19 protein-coding genes are annotated in these 20,269 nt (G+C 52.0%); 10 read left to right on the forward strand and 9 right to left on the reverse strand.

Features of this window, described 5'->3' with window-relative positions; translation table 11 throughout:
• Positions 1-5: 5 nt before the first annotated feature.
• The 3 genes from QNN86_RS16455 to QNN86_RS16465 all read right to left on the reverse strand — a co-directional run bounded on the left by QNN86_RS16455 (position 6) and on the right by QNN86_RS16465 (position 2,956).
• Positions 6-1,067: a YncE family protein gene (locus tag QNN86_RS16455; protein ID WP_279278072.1), complete on the reverse strand. Its 1,062-nt coding sequence runs from the start codon at positions 1,065-1,067 to the stop codon at positions 6-8.
• A 209-nt stretch (positions 1,068-1,276) separates the two neighbouring features.
• Positions 1,277-2,311: an NADP-dependent oxidoreductase gene (locus tag QNN86_RS16460; protein ID WP_414211762.1), complete on the reverse strand. Its 1,035-nt coding sequence runs from the start codon at positions 2,309-2,311 to the stop codon at positions 1,277-1,279.
• Between the two features lie 69 nt (positions 2,312-2,380).
• Entirely contained in the window at positions 2,381-2,956 is a 576-nt protein-coding gene (locus tag QNN86_RS16465; RefSeq protein ID WP_096756995.1) for a helix-turn-helix domain-containing protein, read from the reverse strand.
• A gap of 37 nt (positions 2,957-2,993) precedes the next feature.
• Here QNN86_RS16465 and QNN86_RS16470 point away from each other — a divergent pair, with 37 nt between their 5' ends.
• Both QNN86_RS16470 and QNN86_RS16475 read left to right on the forward strand, forming a co-directional pair.
• Positions 2,994-3,512: a GNAT family N-acetyltransferase gene (locus tag QNN86_RS16470; protein ID WP_181616976.1), complete on the forward strand. Its 519-nt coding sequence runs from the start codon at positions 2,994-2,996 to the stop codon at positions 3,510-3,512.
• Positions 3,509-3,958 (forward strand): DMT family transporter, encoded by a 450-nt coding sequence (locus tag QNN86_RS16475; protein ID WP_279278071.1) that lies wholly within the window; start codon positions 3,509-3,511, stop codon positions 3,956-3,958. The genes QNN86_RS16470 and QNN86_RS16475 overlap by 4 nt, the downstream gene beginning before the upstream one ends.
• A gap of 87 nt (positions 3,959-4,045) precedes the next feature.
• Here QNN86_RS16475 and QNN86_RS16480 read toward each other — a convergent pair whose 3' ends face one another.
• Together QNN86_RS16480 and QNN86_RS16485 are read right to left on the reverse strand one after the other, a co-directional pair.
• Entirely contained in the window at positions 4,046-4,279 is a 234-nt protein-coding gene (locus QNN86_RS16480; RefSeq protein ID WP_181616978.1) for a YdcY family protein, read from the reverse strand.
• A 17-nt stretch (positions 4,280-4,296) separates the two neighbouring features.
• Entirely contained in the window at positions 4,297-5,895 is a 1,599-nt protein-coding gene (locus QNN86_RS16485; RefSeq protein ID WP_414211766.1) for an ABC transporter substrate-binding protein, read from the reverse strand.
• A gap of 282 nt (positions 5,896-6,177) precedes the next feature.
• Between QNN86_RS16485 and QNN86_RS16490 the strand changes: the two genes are divergently transcribed.
• Genes QNN86_RS16490 through QNN86_RS16500 form a run of 3 tightly spaced genes read left to right on the forward strand, consistent with a single transcriptional unit; the run spans position 6,178 to position 12,630 of the window.
• Positions 6,178-7,488: an SrfA family protein gene (locus QNN86_RS16490; RefSeq protein WP_181616980.1), complete on the forward strand. Its 1,311-nt coding sequence runs from the start codon at positions 6,178-6,180 to the stop codon at positions 7,486-7,488.
• Between the two features lie 4 nt (positions 7,489-7,492).
• Positions 7,493-10,474, forward strand: coding sequence for a virulence factor SrfB (locus QNN86_RS16495; RefSeq protein ID WP_414211768.1), 2,982 nt, complete (start codon positions 7,493-7,495; stop codon positions 10,472-10,474).
• Positions 10,471-12,630, forward strand: a complete 2,160-nt coding sequence (locus QNN86_RS16500) for a virulence factor SrfC family protein (RefSeq protein WP_414211770.1) — start codon at positions 10,471-10,473, stop codon at positions 12,628-12,630. The genes QNN86_RS16495 and QNN86_RS16500 overlap by 4 nt, the downstream gene beginning before the upstream one ends.
• 8 nt (positions 12,631-12,638) lie before the next feature.
• On the opposite strand, the gene QNN86_RS16505 is transcribed toward QNN86_RS16500, so the two are convergent.
• Positions 12,639-12,812, reverse strand: a complete 174-nt coding sequence (locus QNN86_RS16505) for a GhoT/OrtT family toxin (protein ID WP_096756988.1) — start codon at positions 12,810-12,812, stop codon at positions 12,639-12,641.
• 191 nt (positions 12,813-13,003) lie between these two features.
• Here QNN86_RS16505 and yncL point away from each other — a divergent pair, with 191 nt between their 5' ends.
• Both yncL and QNN86_RS16515 read left to right on the forward strand, forming a co-directional pair.
• On the forward strand, positions 13,004-13,099 hold the full coding sequence (gene yncL / locus QNN86_RS16510; RefSeq protein WP_135321876.1) for a stress response membrane protein YncL: 96 nt from the start codon (positions 13,004-13,006) through the stop codon (positions 13,097-13,099).
• A gap of 357 nt (positions 13,100-13,456) precedes the next feature.
• The gene (locus QNN86_RS16515) at positions 13,457-14,041 is read left to right on the forward strand and encodes a helix-turn-helix domain-containing protein (RefSeq protein ID WP_279278067.1); all 585 of its coding nucleotides are present in this window, start codon (positions 13,457-13,459) and stop codon (positions 14,039-14,041) included.
• A gap of 20 nt (positions 14,042-14,061) precedes the next feature.
• On the opposite strand, the gene QNN86_RS16520 is transcribed toward QNN86_RS16515, so the two are convergent.
• On the reverse strand, positions 14,062-14,505 hold the full coding sequence (locus QNN86_RS16520; RefSeq protein WP_279278066.1) for an acetyltransferase: 444 nt from the start codon (positions 14,503-14,505) through the stop codon (positions 14,062-14,064).
• Positions 14,506-14,871: 366 nt separating this feature from the next.
• Here QNN86_RS16520 and QNN86_RS16525 point away from each other — a divergent pair, with 366 nt between their 5' ends.
• Complete coding sequence (locus QNN86_RS16525) at positions 14,872-15,096, forward strand: hypothetical protein (RefSeq protein ID WP_346769877.1); 225 nt, start codon at positions 14,872-14,874, stop codon at positions 15,094-15,096.
• Between the two features lie 207 nt (positions 15,097-15,303).
• A complete protein-coding gene (locus QNN86_RS16530; protein ID WP_414211774.1) occupies positions 15,304-15,657 on the forward strand; it encodes a hypothetical protein in 354 nt (117 codons plus the stop codon).
• A 302-nt stretch (positions 15,658-15,959) separates the two neighbouring features.
• Here QNN86_RS16530 and QNN86_RS16535 read toward each other — a convergent pair whose 3' ends face one another.
• Both QNN86_RS16535 and QNN86_RS16540 read right to left on the reverse strand, forming a co-directional pair.
• The gene (locus tag QNN86_RS16535) at positions 15,960-17,690 is read right to left on the reverse strand and encodes a SulP family inorganic anion transporter (protein ID WP_279278064.1); all 1,731 of its coding nucleotides are present in this window, start codon (positions 17,688-17,690) and stop codon (positions 15,960-15,962) included.
• A gap of 389 nt (positions 17,691-18,079) precedes the next feature.
• Positions 18,080-18,946, reverse strand: a complete 867-nt coding sequence (locus tag QNN86_RS16540; protein ID WP_182269786.1) for an arylamine N-acetyltransferase family protein — start codon at positions 18,944-18,946, stop codon at positions 18,080-18,082.
• A 243-nt stretch (positions 18,947-19,189) separates the two neighbouring features.
• Here QNN86_RS16540 and QNN86_RS16545 point away from each other — a divergent pair, with 243 nt between their 5' ends.
• Positions 19,190-20,104 carry a LysR family transcriptional regulator gene (locus tag QNN86_RS16545; RefSeq protein WP_279278063.1) on the forward strand — a complete coding sequence of 305 codons (915 nt, stop codon included), beginning with the start codon at positions 19,190-19,192 and terminating at the stop codon, positions 20,102-20,104.
• Positions 20,105-20,269: the final 165 nt, after the last annotated feature.

The raw sequence follows: 20,269 nt of genomic DNA on the forward strand, positions 1-20,269 counted from the left end.
GTAAATTACAGCGCGATGCGAATCACATCATCCGGCTGTGTGGCTTCCTGCTCACGTGAAGATTTTTGTTTCACGCTAACATACAGGGTTTTGCCATCAGCGGAGAGCGCCAGGCTGTTCGGGAACGTCGGGGTGTCGAATGTTTTGACGACTTTATAGCTTTTCGCGTCAATCACGCTGACCTTACCGGCCTGACGATGCGTCACGTAGGCTTCATTGCGCGCAGGGTTGAACAGCACAGCCAGAGATTCCGGCGCGGCGACTTTCGCCAGTACTTTTCCGTCACGGGTATCAATCACCAGCACTTCTGCCGCTTTAGAATCGGTAATAAACGCGCGGTTACCAGCGGTATCCAGGCTCAGGTTGATAAAGAAATGCTCTTTGCCGTCATCCAGCAGCTTTTTGCGGCTGAGAATTTTATTGTCTGCGGTATCAATGGTAATGAACTCACCGTCGGCATTGGTGGTGTACAGGCGTTTAGCCTTGCTGTCGACGGCCAGACCGGTGCTCATTTTACCGGTATTGGCAATGGTGGTTTTCAGTTTGATGGTCTCACCGTCGACCACCCAGATCACGCTCTCTTTACCGATACCGCTGATGTAGACCGTGTTGGTAGCGTCATCGGCAACCAGCTGACGTGGCTGCAGCGGGCGAACATCTTCCGAACGTTTACGCGCATCCAGGACCAGGCGACCTTTTACGTCGCCGGTTTTAGCGTCCATTGCAGTGACCGCACTGTTGACGGTATTACCAAACCACAGGGTCTGCGTTGCATTGTTGATGGTGGCGCCAAACGGTTTCAGATCGTTATGAATCGCCTGAGTCACTTCCAGCGTGACCGGGTCGAGACGGTAAACCACCCCACCCTTATCCAGCTTACGACTCTGGGAGGTGGCAAGCCACAGCGCGTTTTCCTGTTGGCTGTACGCCATTTCGTAGGCGCCTTTGCCTACCGCTTTGCGCAGCAGTTCTTCCGCAGCCTGCGTACTAAAAGAGGATGCAACAAGCAGTGAACCTAACAGTAAAGAACCACGCAGACGCGGTGAAAACAGATGACGTAAAGACATGACGACTCCCTTTGATAAATTCATTTGTTACTGCTTCACAATGCTTCAATCAGCAAAATCATGGTTTTGCCTTTTTAAGAATGAGAATAGTAATCATTATTTATCTCAAAGTGGAGTGTTTATTCGCTTTCTGGCAACAACCTTCTTATTTTCTCCATAAATGCTTAACGTGCCGCTCACAAACAGAGCGGCACAGCGGATTTTCGCGATTAATCTTCAGCGAGCCGGATCACAACCTTGCCAAAGTTTTTCCCGGTCAGCAGACCAATAAAGGCTGCCGGAGCATTCTCCAGCCCCTCCGTAATCTGTTCCCGGTACTGGATTTTGCCTTCTTTGACCCAGCGTCCCATCTCCTGCTGGAACTCATGAATGCGATGACCGTAATCCTGACCAATAATAAAGCCCTGCATCCGGATGCGCTTTTTCAGTATGGTGGCCATCAGCAGCGGTAAGCGGTCGGGACCTGCCGGTAACGCCGTGGCGTTATAACCGCTGACCAGGCCGCATACGGGAATTCGCGCAGAGGTGTTGAGCAACGGCAGCACCGCGTCGAAGACTTTGCCGCCAACGTTTTCATAATAGATGTCGATCCCCTGCGGACACGCCTGCGCCAGCTGCTGCGCAAAATCTTGCGCATGGTGATCGAGGCAAAGATCGAAGCCAAGTACCTCGGTGGCATGACGGCATTTTTCCGGCCCACCGGCCACGCCGATCACCCGACATCCTTTGAGTTTGCCAATTTGCCCGACGGTTGCACCTACCGGCCCGGTGGCTGCTGCCACCACCAACGTCTCTCCGGCTTTAGGCTGGCCAATATCCAGCAGCCCCATATACGCGGTAAAGCCCGGCATGCCCAGCAGACCTAACGCCCAGGATGGATGTTCAGGGTTATCGCCTAATCTTACCAGCCCGCTGCCATCGGAGATGTCGAAATCCTGCCAGCCGCTGTAGCTCAACACCCATTCACCAACGTGATAATCAGGATGATTTGATGCCATCACCCGGCTGACGGTACCGCCGACCATCACCGCGCCAATCTCCACCGGCGGAGAATATGACGGCTCATCGCTCATGCGACCGCGCATGTAGGGATCGAGTGACAGATACACGTTGCGCAGTAAAACTTGCCCTTCCCCAGGAGTGGCGACAGCACCCTCTTCCAGACGGAAATTACTGAGTACCGGGGCGCCATGCGGGCGTGACGCCAGTACCCAGCGGCGATTGCGTTGCAGTTGTTGACTCATTGATGTTCTCCTCTGCTTTTGGCATGAATCCATCAATAGTAGACGCCCCGCGCTGGCGATGCTTTCACATTAATTGCCGACGGCGTTTAACCGCACAACCAGATAAACACAGGGTTGTGCGGTTTCATTAATAAATCGGCAGTCATTCGGCGGGCCGAGTTCCAGACAATCACCGGCCTTCATTTCGTGGCGCGTGTCCCCTTCGACAAACACTAACTCCCCCTGCTGCAGCCAGATAAGCTGTCTGGCCTGCACGTAGGACGAAGCGGGCATGGGAATGTCGCTCCCGGCTGGCAGTTCTATCTGCACCAGATCGATGGGCAGATCGCTGCGCGGGGAGACGTGGCGGCGCAGATAATGGCTTTGCGGATCGTGCCAGACTGGCTGGTTGGCGAAGCGCAGCAGCTTGCCCTCCTGCATTTCAGCCCGTGCCATCAGCGTTGACATGCTGATGCCAAATGCCCCGGAAAGCCGCCCCAGCAGCGTTGCCGTTGGACTACTCTCGCCACGCTCAATTTTATGGATCATGGCCCGCGACACGCCCGCGCGCTCGGCAAGTTCCGTCAGCGACCAGCCGCGAGATTCCCGTTCTATGCGAATTCTTGCACCGATCCGTTGATTTATGCTGTCTTCAATAGTATTCATATTGTAATACTATAGTGAACAATACCTGAGGTTCAACATGTCTATCCGCTTTGCCAGTAAAGATGACTGCGCCGCTATTGCAGAAATCTACAATCACGCGGTGCTGCATACGGCGGCTATCTGGAACGATCAAACGGTCGATGCCGAAAACCGTATTGCCTGGTACGAAGCCCGGCAAATACTGGGGTATCCGGTGCTGGTGAGTGAAGAGAATGACGTGGTCACCGGGTATGCGTCTTTCGGCGACTGGCGTAATTTTGATGGTTTTCGTCATACCGTTGAGCATTCGGTGTATGTGCATCCGGATCATCAAGGCAAAGGCCTGGGGCGCGCATTACTCAGCCGGTTGATTGATGAGGCCCGCAGGTGCGGTAAGCATGTGATGGTCGCGGGCATTGAGTCGCAGAATCAGGCATCATTGCACCTGCACAGCACGCTGGGTTTTGTCTTAACCGCGCAAATGCCGCAGGTCGGGACGAAATTTGGCCGCTGGCTGGATCTGACCTTTATGCAACTGCAGCTGGACGATCGTCGCGATCCGGACGTGCGCGAATGAACCAGACGCTGACCCTCTCCTTTCTGATTGCCGCCGGCATTGGCCTGGTGGTGCAGAACACCTTGATGGTGCGTATTACCCAGACCTCCTCAACCATCCTGATTGCCATGTTGCTCAACTCGCTGGTGGGAATTGTGCTGTTTGTCAGCATTCTGTGGTTTAAGCAAGGTGTGGCGGGGTTTGGCGAACTGTTCTCCAGCGTGCGCTGGTGGACGTTAATTCCCGGCTTGCTGGGGTCGTTCTTTGTCTTCGCCAGTATTAGCGGCTATCAAAACGTGGGGGCTGCCACTACCATTGCGGTGCTGGTTGCCAGTCAGCTGATTGGCGGTCTGGTACTGGATATTTTGCGTAGTCACGGCGTACCGCTGCGTGCGTTGGTGGGACCGGTATGTGGCGCGGTGTTGCTGGTGATCGGCGCCTGGCTGGTGGCCAGACGCGCGTTTTAACTGCCTGATGGCGCTTTGCTTATCAGGCCTGCGGAATGTGCCTGTAGGCCGGATAAGGTGTGAGCACCGCTATCCGGCAAGGAAATATCAAAGGATCGTGCCACCTTTGGTGAGCTGCTCACGGCGGGCTTCCATATCCTCTTTATACTGACGACCATGATGCGCGATTGCCGTGCGCAGACGCTGTTGCTGGGCGTAGCGATCTTCCCGGCTCAGCTCTGCATCATCGCTGAGCGCAATCAGCAGTTCGTTCATATGCGTAATGACGCTCTCTTCAATGGCGGCGTCGACGCGGGCGCTGACCTCATCCAGGTGCGACATACTTTCTCCTTAACTGATTAATTTAATTTAGCTTTTGAAAAATCACTTCCCATCAGGCTCACGCTATATCCGCTGACGTTACTGCGTGTGGCATAGAACGTTTTGCCGTTTGCCAGTGCGATCCACGGGGCCTGCTGGTAGAAAATCTCTTGCGACTGATGGTAAAGCGCGGCGCGCTCTTGCGGCTTGCTCACCTGTTTCGCCTTTTGCACCAGCGCATTATACGCTTTATCGCACCAGCGTGCGGCGTTGGATCCGGTTTTAATGCTGTTGCAGCCCAGCAGGACATCAGCGAAGTTATCCGGATCGCCGTTGTCAGACATCCAGCCAAACAGCGCGGTGTCGTGCTCGCCCTTACGCATTCCGGAGAGATATTCGCCCCACTCGTACGACACGATTTTCGCCTTCACCCCAACCTGCGCCCAGTCGCTTTGGATCATCTCAGCGATCCGCCGGGAGTTCGGGTTGTACGGCCGTTGAACCGGCATCGACCACAGCGTCGCCTCAAACCCATTCTCCAGCCCTGCTTTCTTCAGCAGTTCTTTCGCTTTTTGCGGGTCGTAATCGTAGTCTTTCAGATCGTTGTTAAAGCCCAGCATATTCGGCGGAATCGGTGATTTTGCCACCGAACCCGACCCTAAAAAGACGGCGTTAATGATCGCTTTTTTATCGGTCGCGTAGTTCAGCGCCTGGCGGACCAGCACGTTATCAAACGGTTTTTTCTCGGTATTAAACGCCAGATAACCGACGTTCAGTGCGTCGACCGAATGCAGCGTCAGGTCGCTGTTTTTCTTAATTTCTTCAAACTGCACCGGCGCAGGCGCGGGAATTATCTGGCACTCGTTGGTTTGCAGTTTTGCCAGTCGCGTTTGCACGTTTGGCGTAATGGCGAAGATCAGGTGTTTGGTTGGAACGTCACCATCCCAGTAGTTCGGGTTGGCCAGATAGCGGATTTGTGAATCCTGCTTGTACTGTTGCAGCACGTAAGGTCCAGTACCAATCGGCCAGGTATCGACGTTTTCCGGCGTGCCTTTTTTCAGCATCTGGTCGGCATATTCCGCAGAGAGAATGGACGCGAAGTCCATCCCCCAGTCGGCCAGAAACGCCGCATTAGGTTCGTTCAGCACAAACTGGACATGATAATCATCAACCTTCTTCACCTCTTTGATCAGCTTGTCCAACCCGACATCGTTGAAGTACTCATAGTTACCCTGCGAGACGTTATGGTACGGATGATCGGCATCTTTCTGACGTAATACCGAGAACAGCACGTCATCCGCGTTGAAATCACGGGTCGGTTTGAAGAATTTATTGCTGTTGAACTTCACGCCCTGACGCAGGGTAAAGGTATACGTCAAGCCATCCGGGGATATCGTCCAGTCGGTAGCCAGAGACGGCACCGGGGTGTTTTTCACCGGATCAAAGTTAATCAGTCGGTTATACAGCACCTGAGAACTGGCCACAAATGATGGGCCGGAGCTGGCGATTTGCGGGTTAAAGGATTCGGGAGACGCTTCAGAGCAGTAGATAAGGGTGTCGGTATTGGCAGCAAATGCAGCACCGGTTGGTAATCCCGCGCTGAGCGCCAGCACGAGCAACGTTTTCCTTGCAATCATTGTTGTATGCCTTCTTATTTTATTATTCAGCTCATTATCAGAGCATAGCTGACAAAAACTGACTAATAACAAATCACTATCAGGTTATTCTTATCCGGTGGTTTTCGCTGATTAATTCGACAGCACCGGTGAAATAATTTCCCTTAAGTCTTTTTCAAAACGTCAAGATTTTTCCCCACGCTCTATGCCATGAAAATTCGCCCCTTTTTGCCTCTCTTCCACCGTTTGCTCGCGTTTATAAGCCGTAAAGTAGATGTGTGAAGAAGTCTAAGGGATAACAACGTGGCAAAAACTCTCTTGCGCAGCGGCAATTTGGATGACTATCAGGCCGTGGGCGGCGGTGGTCAGGCCGTTTTTGATTCAGCATTGCAAATTCGTGAAACGCTTCGTCTGCGAAAACAGCAGGCCATGGCCGATTGTCTGGCGATCCCGCAAGTCAATGATAATGGCGATCGGGTTGACTGGTATTCCCCGATTGAAGGACAAGCCGTCGCCTGGAAAGCCGCTGATGAAGACGCGCGCTTTCGGGCATTACGCTATCTGGCCAGCACGCTGGACAGCGCGGCGACTCTCAGTCGTAAAAGCCTGCAATCGGGTAAAACCTCGCTGCAATTGTTTGGATCTCTGCTGGAAAAGGCCGTTCAGTTTCCTGGGGAAAATCACGTTTTTCTGGTTGATGGCAAACCGGTGATAACGTTCTGGGGATTCGTCAATCTGAACGAAAACACGCGTGACGATGTGCTCGACTGCTTGCGGATTGCCGATGTTCCTCCGGTCATGCCCGCACCGCAAGCCGAACCTGAAGAAGATATGGTCGTCCCGGAAATCACCTTTGCCGAAGCCGATGCACCTTTACTGACTCCGGTCGTGGAAACACCCAAGCCCGCAGAACCTGAACCGCAGCCCCCGGTCATCGAGAATGAACCCGAGGCCTTGCCACCTCCCGTATTGCCAACACCTGCGCGTAAACTGCCGCTGTGGAGCCTGCCGGTTGCCGCGGTCATCATTGCCGCCATCGTGGGTCCGCTGCTGTGGAAACAGCAGGCGACACGCCCTGCGCCCGCACCGCAGCCGGTTGAGGTTGCGAAGATTGACGTCAAACCGCTGCCCGCGCTGGTGCCTTCGCTGCCGCTGCATCGCGCGGAAGTTGTCCCGGTGGTAAAAAAAGAGATGCCTGCCGAGGGGCCGGTGGTGATTGCCGCGATCCCGAAAGATGCGCTGGTCATGGACGCGAACCAGATGAAGGTCGGCACCACACGTTTCCTCAACGGCAACTGGCGCGTGATGGTCGACATCAAAGATCCGGTCAGCGGTAAAGCGCCATCGCTGCGTTATCAGATCCAGACCAATAAAGGCACTGCGCGGGTCGTCCATGGCGACAATGTGGTGTGCCGCGCGGAGATTTTCTCCGGCCTGCATCAGTCGGGGGAATTAATGATTAAAAGTCGCGGGAACGCGCGTTGTACCGACGGCTCGCGTTATCCGATGCCGGAAATCACCTGTAAAGCAGGAACCAACGACGTAGCCGCCTGTACCGCACGTTATGACGATCACGCGGAGATCCCCATGACCATCAAAAAGATAGGTGCCTGATTTTATGTTGGTGAACCTGTGTGATTACAAACAGAGCGTGACGCTCATTGCCAATAGCGGTGTACAGTTTCTGGATTTTGGCCTGACGCCACAGGAATCCGCGCATCACGGGCGCTTTGTGCGAAAAACGGCCAACGGCCCACTGCTGCGACTGGATTTCGACCTGACAACGGGCCGCTATACGTTACCGGGCAGCACCGGCGGGCAACCTGAAGTGGTCAAGCCAGAAAGCACCCAGACATTACATTATTCACTGGACGTGCTCGACGGCGTCTGGCTGCCGCTGCCGTTCCTGCGCTTTAATCCACCGCGCACGTTCGTCGAAGGTCCGGATAACTGGGCGCGCGTACAGGTGCGCAAGCTGACACAGCCGGACAGCGCGGGCAACACGCACCGCGTGACCGTGGCGCTGGACAGCCAGTTGACCGAGCATGCCCCCGCCGTATTGACGCCAAATGAAAACGACCTGCTCAACGGCACGCGCTTTGCGCTGGCCTGGCACGATAAAGAAATCGCTGATTTCCTCGACCAGACGTGGATTGACGGCTGGCTGCGTGAATCCTTTTTGCATCACGTGACGCAACAAGAAAACCGTGCCGAACAGGAGATCCAGCTCGCGCTGCGAAATTTCGAATATCAGGCGCACTGGCTGAATGTCTTAACCCTGTTAGGCGAGCAGCTTGCCATTCCGGAAGTGAAGCTGGTGACGCACACCCTCAGCACGCCGGCTATTCCCGTCGATCTGATTTTAGATATCGGCAATACCCATACCTGCGGCGTATTGATTGAAGATCACGGTGACGCTAACGACGGCCTGCGCCAGACGGCAGAATTACAGGTACGTTCATTAAGCGAGCCGCAATACCTTAACGATCCGCTGTTCACCAGCCGACTGGAGTTTTCCGAGGCGCGTTTTGGCAAGCAGCACTTTTCCGTGGAGAGCGGTCGTGACGATGCCTTCATCTGGCCGTCGATCGTTCGTGTCGGCGATGAAGCGCGCAAGCTGGCCATGCAGCGTGTCGGCACCGAAGGCAGCAGTGGGATCTCCAGCCCGCGTCGTTATCTGTGGGATGAAACGCCGGTGTTGCACGACTGGCGCTTTAGCCAGATGAATGGCAAAACTCAGCGCGAACCGCTGGCAACCGCCTTCCCGCTGATGAATCTGATGAACGATGACGGGCAGCCGCTGTTTAGCCTGCCGCAGGATGACCGGCTGCCGGTATTCTCGCCGCAGTACAGCCGCAGCACGCTGATGACGCATATGCTGTGCGAAATTCTGGCGCAGGCGCTGGGGCAAATTAACAGCGTGGCGACGCGCCTGCGCCTCGGTTTTCCGGCCTCGCCCCGCCAGCTGCGTACGCTAATCCTTACCCTGCCATCAGCGATGCCGAAACAAGAACGCGAGATCTTCCGCCTGCGCATGTTCGAAGCCATTGCGTTGGTGTGGAAAGCGATGGGCTGGCATCCGCAGGACGACGACTTTACCACCCGCAAACAGCAGGAAAAAAGCGTGGTTCCTGTCCCTGAGATCCAGATGGAATGGGATGAAGCCAGCTGCGGGCAACTGGTTTGGCTATACAACGAGGCGATCTCGAACTACGACGGGCACACCGAATCGTTCTTCAACGCCCTCGCCCGTCCGGACCGCCTGCCGGAACCGGATGAAGTCAATGGTCGCGCCCTGCGCGTAGCCTCGATCGATATTGGCGGCGGTACTACGGATATGGCCGTGGTCCATTATCAGTTAGATGATGGCGTGGGGGCGAATGTCAAAATTACGCCGCATCTGCTGTTTCGTGAAGGATTCAAGGTTGCCGGGGATGACATGCTGCTCGATGTGATTCAGCGCTGCGTACTCCCCGCCCTGCAAACCCGTTTACAACAGGCAGGGGTTACCGACGCCGCCGCCCTGCTGGCCACGCTGTTTGGCGACTCCGGGCGCATCGACACCCAGGCGATTTTACGCCAGCAAACGGCGCTCCAGCTGTTTATGCCGCTCGGGCATGCTGTGCTTTCAGCGTGGGAACAAAGCGACGTTAACGATCCGGTAGCGGGACTGCATGCCACCTTTGGTGAACTGCTGGTTCAGCCGCCAACGCGCAACGTGATGAACTATATCCAGCAGGCCATCGATCATGCATTGCCAGCGGGCTCTCCGGTCTTTGACCTGTTGAGCGTGCCGCTGCAGGTGCAATTCAGGCCGTTACAGGAAGCCTTGCTGGCCGGGCAGTTTACCCTGACCTCTCCGCTGCACGCCGTGTGTGAAGCCATCTCGCACTATCGTTGTGACATTTTACTGGTCACTGGCAGACCGGCGTGTTTACCAGGCGTACAGGCGCTGATTCGCCACCTGCAGCCCGTTCCGGTTAATCGTATGATTTGGATGGACAGCTACCGCGTGCATGAGTGGTATCCGTTTAGCCAGCAAGGGCGTATTGGCAATCCGAAGTCCACCGCCGCCGTGGGCGCCATGCTGTGCAGCCTGGCGCTGGATTTGCGTCTGCCGCGTTTTAACTTTAAAGCCGCCGATATCGGCGCGTACTCGACGGTACGCTATCTCGGCGTGTTAGATAACACGGTTAATACCCTGCGCGATGAGAATATCTGGTATCACGATATCGACCTCGACAAGCCTGGCGCAAAGCTGGACGCGCGCCTGAATTTCCCGCTGCGTGGCAATGTGACGTTAGGTTTCCGCCAACTGGAGAACAGCCGCTGGCCCGCCACCCCGCTGTATACGCTCAGTATCAACTCTGCCGAACTGGCGAAAACCATCGCCGGTGATGGCGTATTAAATGTGCGTCTGCAATTACGTGGCGGTAGCAAAGAGGCCGGCCCGGAATACTTCGTCCTCAGCGATGCCTGGCTGCAGGATGGCACACCCGTTGCCGCTAACGCCTTAACCTTAAAACTGAATACGCTGGCAGACCGCCGCCACAGCGGTAGCCATTACTGGATTGATAGCGGGAGTGTGTACCTGAAATGAGCAAGACGTTAAACACCACACAGGCCGCCATCGAATGGGTAACGGACGTGCGTACACGCGCGGCACGCCTGGATGATGAAGCAGATTCCCTGCTTGCTCAGCTCACGTTAGCCGCCGTCAATGAAGCCGCGCTCAATGAGACATTCGCCGCGCCGGGTTGTGTGGGATTGTACGGCCACTCACAGGCGGCGAAAGCGCATTTGCTCTGCGCATTGTGCAGCAATACGGGTGGCAAACTGAATATCACCACGCCGGAGCGCAGCGTCGATTACTTTACGCACATTAACCCCGGCCATGCGCCAACCAACATGGCTATTCGCTTTACCCGCGACGAAACCCCATTGGACAGCGCATGGCCGCTGCGCCTGCGGTTGATGAGCGAGGCGGAGCTGGTTCAGCTGTTTATCGCCCAGTTCTGTGCGTTACCTGACAACCGTCAGGTTGAAAAAGCGATTATTGAGACGCGGTTAGAAAAATGGCAGACGCTGCGCCAGCGTCATCCGGTGCCGGGGATCTGCGCACTAGACGTGGCCACTATCGCGCGTTTCTGGCGATCCCGCGTTCCCTCTAACCAGCAGCAAATTGACGATACGCTGTGGCACCAGTTTGCCATGCTGCTTCCGGCACTGGATCTCACCACCCGGGCACATGCCTGGGCATTACTGTGGGGGGAGCAACCGGAACTCACGCAGCAGTTTCTGACACTGGCGCATACGCTGCAACAGACCGGACATGCCAACGAATTAGCCGCGCCGCTTAGCCTGCTGGTCGACCATTTCGGTTTGCCCGCCGAAAGCTTTCTCACTCAGGCAGCGCTGACCGGGAACGACGCATCAGGTGATGTGGTGGTGCATCCTCTTGCCGACAATCAATTACTTAATGCGGTCAGTCTGTCTCTGGAATCACTGGCGCTGTTGACCCGCGAACTGGTACTGACGGTAGAAGACGCGGTGCTGGAGAGCACCGATCTGCTGGATATCCCCCTGGCACCGGATGCGCATCCACACCCGCTATGGCAAGCAAAATTAGGCTGGATGCTGGAGCATTACCGCCAGTGTCTGCAACCCGATGTGTTAGTCATCTGCAACGCGGTATCCACCCGTTCGCAGACGCCGACCGTCACCCGCACACTACTCGGTTGGATCAACGATACCCAACCGCTGCACGATGCCGCGTTACCGGGCGTGGTGTGGGCCATTACCCCACAGGATGCACGTTTTAGCACCCAGCAGAACCTCGATGAAGCCGTTCAGCAATTACTGGGCAAACCTGGACTGCACTGGGGTACGCTGCAGGCACTGGATAAGCACAGCTTACAGCGCCTGGTTGAATGGTTGTCGCAGGCGACATCGCCCGCTCAGCGTCAGGCTCGGTTTATCTCTCTGTACGAGCAACACCAGCAGCGAATTCGCTCCACGTTGATGAGCTGGTTCCACACGGATGATGAACCGACCGGGACGAGTGAATCACTTATTCGCCAGTTGCAGGCTCAGGCGGCCAAACATGGCGAACTGCTGGAGGGGCTACTGCCGCCGATGCGCAGCGTGGAGTCGTTGTTACGTATTCAACAACCGCGTGAAGAGCAGGTTAGCGGCTTATTTAATGATGCGATCGACCTGTTTGCTGACGCGCGGGATATCTCTCACCCGCAAGAGAGAGAAGAGACCGGATACCTGGCGCATAAAATGTGGATCAACCATGTGCGGCAGTGGTGTCGTGATGAGAATAACGCACGTCGCCTGCACCTGGAGCCGCAGACCTTAAGACAGGTTGCTGACATCCTGGTGACCACCAGTTACCGGCTGGAGATGCCGCAACGCCTGCACGCGATTATGCAGCGCGAGAACGTCTGCGCAGCGCAGTTGCACGCGGATATCGGTGATTTTATTACCTGGCTTGGGTTTGCTCATGTTGCCGAGGAACAGCGCCCTGCCAGCAGGATCCAAAAAGGTGCCGTTATCTTTAGCGCCCCACCGCAACAGCCGATGCGCCGACTGGCAAAACTGGACGAGCAACCCCGGCATGGTGCCAGCCGATACGTTTATGACTGGCTGGTTGCCCTGTACACCCGCGCCAATGAAAACGTAGGTTATCAGCATCCGATGGACGTGACTGACGCTGACAGGTCGCGACTAATCGCGCTGCTAAAGACCTGACGCTATCATCAGAAAAGAGAAAACAGGAGTGCGACGGGAAAGCTCATCGGCCACGTCGCCCCGACTAATACCGCGCTGAGAAAGCGAATACGCTTTTTATCGCGCGATAGAAACCAGGTGATGATAGCCGCGATGGCGGCCATTACCGCATAAAAAACCAGCATGTTTTGGTACAAAGACATTTAGGGCATCCGGGCCAGAAGGGAAAATCGCGCGCAATATGCTCTTTTTTATGACACACATCAAGTTTTATTCATTTTTTAAGAAAACCGGCGAGAAAACAACCGTTCTCCGTAATGTTCAGATTTCGTACTATTGCGGATAGTTTTAACCCGTACTATACCCATAAGGGTTAAATCGAAAGGTGGCAAAAATGAATGTTTCCAGTAAAACCGTGATACTGATAAATATCTTTGCTGCTGTAGGACTTTTCAGCCTGATATCCGCAAGGTTTGGCTGGTTTGCTTGATGTGACTCTTGTTGATTAATTGCAGCGTCTGCTGGCAGAGAGAACATTCTCTCTGCCATTGATGCGCGATCTTCCCACTGCTTCACCTGCCAGTAAATTATCCTTAGTGTGTAATAGCCCTAACCTTTCTGCGGTAATGAAATCGCGAAGCCCCGGCATGCTTTGCCCCCTAAGCTGCTCCGCAACCAAATTTTATATTCCGTTGCGTTCTGACTTCACGCGCTTCCCTGTCTCATCAATAAGTTATTCGCACTGATCTCAACGCTTAGGAAGCCTGAATTTTTAGACTTACAAAATCATTTATTTCAGCCCAATTTATGTAATGGCATAATCAGGCAGGCTAAAGTGAGGGCGAAAATGGATAAAACATCTCAAAATCAGATAGTAGATAGCGACATTGCGCGTTTATTGCTTAAACACAGAAAGGCTCGAAATTTGACTGTAACAGAACTTGCCCAACGATCGGGCGTCAGTCAGGCCATGATTAGCAAAGTTGAACGAGGCACCTCCAGTCCCAGTGCCACGATACTGAGTCGTTTAGCCAACGCCATGAATATAACGCTATCAAAACTTTTTGCGGAGCTTGAGCAGCATCAGAACTCACTGGTTCGTTTCGCGGATCAGCAGCAGCATTGGACAGATGAACAATCAGGCATTACCCGCTGGTCACTCTCCCCTGCAGGGGCATGCCCGGAGCTTATAAAAGTTGAAATTCCTGCTATGGGTCAACTGACGATTCCCGCCTCTGCGAATGAGCATCTTTCCGGGCAAACACTGTGGATGTTGAGCGGCAGCCTTGATTTTCGGGTTAATCATCAGACCCATCACTTACAAGCCGGTGACTGTCTTGCCCTTACCTTTGCAAGCGAGTGCCAAATGAGCAATCCTGATAGCGAACAGAGTTGTTCTTACATCGTCGCTTTTAGTCAAAAAAATCAATGATATTGCCCCTACTTAAGGGGTTACATCACATTAGACTTGCTTAGATGTAACAGGGGATAAGGCCTTCCCTGATTGTCCTGCTCGGAACGGCCTGTAACCTGAAAGCCCATATGCTGATAAAACTCTATAGCCTGCTGATTTTGTTCATTTACATCGACGCTTAAATCAGGATGCAGCGCCAGTGCATGTGAGATCAACCGTTTTCCCACGCCAAGTCCGCGAGCAGAAGCATCGACAAAAAGTGCCTCCAGATGGCCCTCATGTAGAAACATAAATCCTAGCGGTTGGTCTTCCTGATTTGTTGCAACCCATACAGGGGTTTCTGAAAAAAAACTGACAACGTCTTTTTCGATCTCTTGTCGGTCGTGGGCTGTCAGAAAATCGTGCGTAGCATCTACAGAATTTTTCCAGATTTGGATAATTTCTGACGCTTCAGAGGGTCGTGACATTCTTATTTTTAACATTTCCTCTACCTTAAGTGGTCATTACTTTGGGTATTTATATACAAAATGAGCTGACTTAAATTTACTATAGTGAAATTAAATTCACAATAGTGTTTTTTATTTTTATGCCTTATCATTCCCCATGAGAAGTGCTAACACGCCGGTTAGTCTGATCCTCATCATCGTCTGCGACTATGATCCTGGGCTTTTTCAAATCGACTTTTCGCTCCTCGCTCACAGCCAGCAGCGGACATTCCACACTTCTGCTAATGTGGCCAAAATAGGTATACCACTGCAAAGTCACCTTACCCCTACATTTAGTGGTGGATACGTAAAGGTTGTTCACTTATTCTGCCTCTATCAGCGAGCAGGCCGGAGCCATTCTTTGTGGACAATCCCATTCTTCAGAAAACCATCATTATCTTTATTCTGGTCCTGTGGGTAATAAATGAAGTCAGGACAAAGAAAAGAAAACGTTCCGACCCCGCTATTGAAAACGCTGATGCCAGAGAGCGCCATGAATGGCGCCATCTCAGATGGGGATTCCGGGCAATACAAGTGGCAACGACAGTGTATATCGTTGTTCGACTGATTCAGTTTCTACTGAGATGAATGCCGACCTGAAAGCAACATCTAACTGTCCAGGCTGACAGTCGTTGAGCCTCGGTAGTCGCCGTTATGAATGTCCACTGAGTGCCAGTAGAGGACCAGCAAATACCCAGCATATTGCTTTTCATTGACCCTTCTCCTAAAAAATGTAATAAAATCAATGTTTCTTCACTTCACTGACTCATGTTAATGATGAATATGCATTATCGTATGGTTGTTTTACTTGCTGGAATTGTTAATTTAACTGGCTGCCTGGTCACCCCCGGAGATGCCTCTGATTTCACTTATGTCACATGGATTCAGTTATTCCAGAAAGTAGATTCTACGGGATGGACTAACATTCGCGAACGCAAGGAAGCGCTCTACAGCTGTGGTGTCGATCGCAAAGAAAATCTGGATGACAAGAATTGGGGGCTAAACATCATGCATCGCAATCAAACACTTCAGGAGATATCTACACGGAATAAGAAAATTTACGCATGCATGATAAGCAAAGGCTATAAAGTCTATAACTTCAGAGAGTGCGGGCCACTAAAAAGACCTACTGGTCTCTGCCCTAACTAGCGAAAATTTATGGCTTATACTTTACCTTCAAACAGGCTAGCTAAATGAACTCGACTTACTGACGAGTGAAGCGACCCATTGAACACACAGCCAGAAGCGGACCTCCCTGATTATTGTCTGCCTGGACTGACCCCACGTCTTCTGTCATATTATCCGGAATAGCAATGTCGTAAAGCCGGGAGAATTTTCGTTCCGTCAGGTCTGCACGGAATACAAGCCAGCGAACACCTTCACGCTTGATCCCAATATGTCGTCCAAAAACATTGTAGATAAGCACTATTGGACCCCTTTCAAGAATTGTGTCACTGGGATGGTACATCACCGTCTGATTCGCCCTCACCCGCACTCTCTTTGCTTTGAATGAACCGGAGTGCCAAATAGAGGTCTGGTGCCAGAAGCATGTCATCATCATTCATTGTTGGCCGGCTTTCTTTAAACCAGCGTGTTAATTCCGTTTTCCGGCCCGCAAGGATTAACGTAATCTGTCGACTTTTCAGGTCACGCTTTAACTCATTAATGGTGGCCAGGACACTTATATCTGAATAGGTGAAGCAGGCAACGGCATCAATAACCACCCATTTAGGTTGTAATGTTGTACCATCAACTAAGTTCAATACCCGACGTTTAAAATAAGCCACATTAAAATAGGTCAACGGGGAGTTAAATCGATACATCAACACGCCCGGAACCATTTTAATATCGGTTGAATTACCTAATGAGTGAATCATTCCATTTTCGTCAGTTCCCAGTAAGTGCTCAGAAGGACGAAAGACTGTACGCAGGAACTGTAACAGACCGAGCAACACGGCAAGCCCGATCCCCTGGATTACACCGATAATTAACACACAGCCAAAGGTGAAGAAGGCCAAACGAAATGCCTGTTTATTTCTTCGCCTCAGGTTCCATAGCCCACGTAAATCAATCAATGACCACGAGGCATACATTAGAACAATACCTAATGCAGAAACCGGAATAAACTGTAATGGCTGCGTAAAAAATACGACTATGATACCGATGAGTAAGGCTGCGACCACGGAAACCAGCTGACTTTTCCCCCCAGTTGAATCATTAACAGCGGTTCGGGAATCGGCTCCACTGATAGCAAACCCCTGAGATAATCCAGACATGAGATTCGCAATACCCAGAGCTCTAAACTCAGCATCAGCATTAATGTCATAGCCATTTTTCGCGGCGAAACTACGGGCGGTCAGCATAAGACTGACAAAACTGACCAAAGCCAGGTTCAGCGCCGGGATCACTAAATCACGCATCAGACCTGGCTGGAACGCCGCCCAGTTAACGACGGGTAAACCAGGCTGAAAACCGTCTCCCCCAATAGTGGCAATCCCATGATTTTGTGCTGATGTTCCCCATACCAGCGCCGTTGTTATCACAATGGCAATCAACGGTGCTGGCCAGTGGCTGCGATACGTTTTGATAACCATTAAAATAACTAACGTTAAAAGTGATAGTCCTAAGGTTAATAAATGGCTGTCTGCGATTCGGCCTGGCAAGGCAATTATTTTTTCAATAACCTGCGCCTCATCAAGTGTGATCCCTAAAACCTTGCCTAATTGCCCGACAATAATCGTCACGGCTACGCCATTAAGCAAACCAGTAAGAATGGGATGAGAAAGCAGATCGGCAAGTGCGCCAAGGCGAAATTTACTGGCAAGCAGGCACCATCCGCCCATCATCAATGTCATGATGATCGTCAGTTGCCAGTGCAGTTCGGGATTACCTGCAGAGAGGGGAAACACGACGGCCGCAATCACCGCGCAAGTTGTTGCATCAGGGCCAACAATAAGCTGACGTGAAGAACCAAACAGTGCATAAGCGATCATCGGTAAAACGCAGGAATACAGCCCTACGATTGCCCCAACACCCGCCAACTCAGCGTAAGCAATAGCAACGGGTAGTGCGACAGCCGCAACAGATAACCCGGCTTTAACATCATGTTTTAGCCAGCTTTTATCGTAGGCTAATAAATTTTGTAAACCAGGCATGTAATTTAAAAAAAATTTCCCGAACACTTTATTCTCCGGATATTGTTCTTACCCACGCAATGTTGGCACACTTCTGAGTGAGGTTCTGGTTATCTAATGCTCCCGGAATGAGGCCGCCACCGTTCAGGCCCTAATAACCTCAACCATCTTATTATTCTGACTGGTGTTAAACATAGTTCAAAACCGACCGTGCCTTCTGACCCCAAAAATTGTCCGCTGAGTGCCAGCAGCGGACATTAAGTATGGATTTATGTAGGGGAAAGTGCGATTAGGGCAGTTGTAATATTAATAAGATTTCGCTCGCTGCCGAATAATGAGCAAATCCAGTATACGATTGTTGGTACTCCGCTCAATGATACTGCTCCGGCCGATAGCATCAACGTATGTATCGGGCCGGTCGTCAACAACTTGCTGTTTTACGTACTTTCGCGAGTCTGGACCCATTCTTCATGGATCTTCTGTACTTTAACCCACAGTTTTTTAAGCGATATCTCAGGAACGTTTTCGAAAGTCAGACCGAATTCTTCATCAAGCACTTCCTGCCACTCTGGTAAAGACGTTGAGATGTGAGTCGTAACGACTTCGCCATCGGTTTTTGTTAAAACGCAACCTCGCAGTATCGTTTTGCCGTGTGGCTTCCGGAGTTGTGCAGTAACAACTTTTGCATATCCGGATTCAGGGGAATGCATATTAAAGTGATGACGGTCTACGAAATCACTCATAGAAGCGGGTTGCTCTGCCATATTCACGCCTGCGATCCAGCACGATGGATCGGCAATGAGATGCCAATCGCCCACGCCGTCCTTGCCCACGGCTTCCATGCCAAACTGCATCGAATCCTGGCAAACGGTCGTATTCATCAGAGGCATTTGTTCATGGAGCGCATCACCAAGGCCGACATCCACCCACCATCTCCCGTTAGGATTAGTTTCACTCGGCAGCCCCTCAGCGATGATAGCTGCATGGTTTTCCAGTTTTATATGCTCAGGGCCTTCTGCGCCGTGGACGTTTGCTGGGTGAAGACTCACACGATAACCAAGGTGGGTGAGTAGCGTATGTAAGCCGCCATTCAACTGAAAACAATAACCCCCTCGTCGGGTTGTTGCCGCTCTTCTGAAACTTTCCATGGCGTCAATTCCCCAATCCTGCCCAAGGTGGATCCAGAATGTTTCGTAAGGGATCCGCTCTACATGCGCTTGATGTAAACGGGTAAGAGCCTCAATGGAGGGTTTTTCTGCGTCAAGGCCAAGGCGGGCCAGATAGGCTTTTACTAAATCGTTCATGTTAATGTCATATTCCTAAGTCTGAGCATGTTGCATTTTCATTTTTGAGAGTTTATCAGAGGGAAGGTTTGGAGCTTTAAAAAGGACTGATGGCGTCAGATAGATTCTAAATCTGCTCCAGGCAATACATTTTCTCTATAATTACGGGCATTGCTAACTGAAAGTGGCTGTATTTTAATATCCACATTCAGTACTGTGTAGCGTCTAAATTGAGAATAATGTTTTCATATTTGAGAGGATTCGATGGACTTAAATGCCTTAAAGATGTTTGTTCTGACAGCCCGCTGCGGTAGCCTTTCTGCAGCAGCGCGGGAAAACAACATACCTCTTCCGACGCTAAGCCGTAGGATCGCTGAACTTGAGCATGAGCTGGATGTTGTTCTGCTAGAACGAACAGTGAAAGGTTGCAGAGCAACAGAGGCGGGTAAAAAATTGCTGGATCAGGCCAGTTCGGCTATTGATACGCTTAATGATGCCGAGCAGTTCCTCACAACTGCCGATTCCCGCATTACAGGCCGATTACGCCTGACAATGCCTCAATCACTTGAACCATGGTGGGAAATCATCAGGCAGTTTCAGCGTATATATCCGGGTATTGCCATTAACGTTTATACGACTGAACGTCGAGTGGATTTAGTTTCTGAAGGTATTGATGTCGCGCTGAGAGTTGGAAGCATCTCTGATGATGATGTCGTTGCGAGCCATCTCATGGATTTCAGGCATATTCTGGTCGCCAGCCCGGCGCTTTTTCAGGGCAGTGAGCCCCCCAAAGAGCCATCAGACCTGATGAAGTATCCCTGTGCCGCCTGGGGTTCGGTGATAGGCGCGCGTCCGGTGTGGATGCTCGGTGAACATACCTACGATGTTCCAGCGACCTTCATCGTCAATGATTATCTTCATTTGCGCTCTGGAGCCCTTGCTGGTGACTACATTACTGAGTTACCCGCTTTTTTTGCTGCGGAATACATTAATAGTGGAAAACTGATTGAGGTTTTACCCCAGACACGTTTGCCCTACTCATCATTGCATCTGGTTTATAAAAAACACCGACATGTTTCCACGGCGGCCAGAGCCTACATAGAATTCTGTAAGGCTAATGTACACATACTAAAAGATAAAAGCCGCGTACCCTCAGATGATGAAAGTATGTATCCATGAATGTGAATTATCAGTCAAACCGATAGCGTATGTAGGTAAGGCTGTGGCCGATTCACGCTGTGAGTTCAAGGAGTAGATGCAACGCTATCCTTAATCGAAGGGATGTTGCCATGAAACCCAGAACCCGGGCATCAGCGAAGTGATGTTCATTAAGTGAACGGAACG

This window comes from Citrobacter sp. C348, from assembly GCF_047467975.1.
In the GTDB taxonomy this organism is placed as follows: Bacteria; Pseudomonadota; Gammaproteobacteria; order Enterobacterales; family Enterobacteriaceae; genus Citrobacter; species Citrobacter gillenii.